The organism is Synechococcus sp. CCY 0621 (genome assembly GCF_019038465.1).
GTDB lineage: Bacteria > Cyanobacteriota > Cyanobacteriia > PCC-6307 > Cyanobiaceae > Cyanobium.
The window spans coordinates 1-1,148 of sequence record NZ_JAFKRH010000061.1 but is presented as its reverse complement, the minus strand read 5'-3'; the positions used below and the strand labels follow the sequence as shown (position 1 = coordinate 1,148).

2 protein-coding genes are annotated in these 1,148 nt (G+C 62.8%); both read right to left on the bottom strand.

The features are described 5' to 3' along the window. Positions 1-60: 60 nt before the first annotated feature. Positions 61-549, bottom strand: a complete 489-nt coding sequence (gene cpcA, locus KUG43_RS16580; protein WP_015109240.1) for a C-phycocyanin subunit alpha — start codon at positions 547-549, stop codon at positions 61-63. A 45-nt stretch (positions 550-594) separates the two neighbouring features. Continuing rightward, the gene (gene cpcB / locus KUG43_RS16575) at positions 595-1,113 is read right to left on the bottom strand and encodes a C-phycocyanin subunit beta (RefSeq protein WP_216910932.1); all 519 of its coding nucleotides are present in this window, start codon (positions 1,111-1,113) and stop codon (positions 595-597) included. Between the last annotated feature and the right edge of the window lie 35 nt (positions 1,114-1,148).

Genomic DNA, 1,148 nt, shown 5'->3' with positions numbered 1-1,148 from the left:
GAATCGGGCCAAAAAAAAGGGTCCCGGAAGGGACCCAGAGGAATCGAAGAGCGAAGCGACTCAAACGAGGGCGCTGATGGCGTAATCGATGTAGTTGTTGGCGATGACGCCGGCGTCGCCGGAGACACCGTGGTTGGCCTTGATGTAGGTCAGGGCTTCCACGTACCAGGAGGGGGAGAGCTCGAAGGTGCGGTTGATCTCGTCGAGACCGGCCACGAGGTACTCATCCATGGGGCCGGTGCCACCAGCCACGAGGCAGTAGGTGACCATGCGGAGGTAGTAGCCGATGTCACGGGCACACTTGGCCTTGCCGCGGGCGTCGGAGGCGTAGTTGCTCCCCTGCATCTGGGTGGTGTAGGGGAACTTGTTGTAGACGGCCTGGGCGGCGCCGTTCACCAGGGAGTCGGCGTTGGCGGTGAGGGCCTTGGCAGCTTCCAGGGCGTTCTTGGCGCGCTCGAAGCGGCCGAAGGCGGCGTTGAGCTCGGTGTTGGAGAGGAAGCGGCCCTGGGAATCAGCGGCTGCGACGGCCTCGGTGAGGGGAGTCTTCATTTGAAGGTTGTTAGAGAGAAGGTGAACCGGAAGATGAAGCGGAGATCAGGCGACAGCAGCAGCTGCGCGATCGAAGTAGGTGCCGATTTCGGACATCAGGGAGGAGCAGTCGCCCTGGGTGATGCCGTTGCGATCGTTGGCGATGGCGATGGCGGCGTCCTTCATCTTGCGGATGCCTTCGGCCACGGAAGCGCCGGGGACGCCGAGGGCCAGGTAGGTCTCGCGGAGGCCGTTGAGGCAACGGTCTTCGAGGACGGAAGCGTCACCGGTGAAGACGGCGTAGGTGACGTAGCGAAGAACGATCTCCATGTCGCGCAGGCAAGCAGCCATGCGGCGATGGGTGTAAGCGTTGCCGCCGGGGGCGATCAGGGCGGGCTGTTGGTCGAACAGCTCGCGGGCCGCGTTGGTGACGATTTTGGAAGCGTTGGAGGTGATGCGGTTCACGGCATCCATACGCTTGAAGCTGTCAGCGACGACGCCGGAAAGGGCATCGATCTGACCAGCGTTGAGGAATTCGCCGCGGGCATCAGCCTGAGCAACGACCTTGGTGAAGGCGTCGAACATTGAGTTAGCTCCTGTTCTCGACGTCGAACGTCGGG

Coding starts and splice junctions, on each gene's coding strand:
- cpcA (WP_015109240.1), bottom strand. CDS start 549: ATGAAGACTCCCCTCACCGAGGCCGTCGCAGCCGCTGATTCCCAGGGC.
- cpcB (WP_216910932.1), bottom strand. CDS start 1,113: ATGTTCGACGCCTTCACCAAGGTCGTTGCTCAGGCTGATGCCCGCGGC.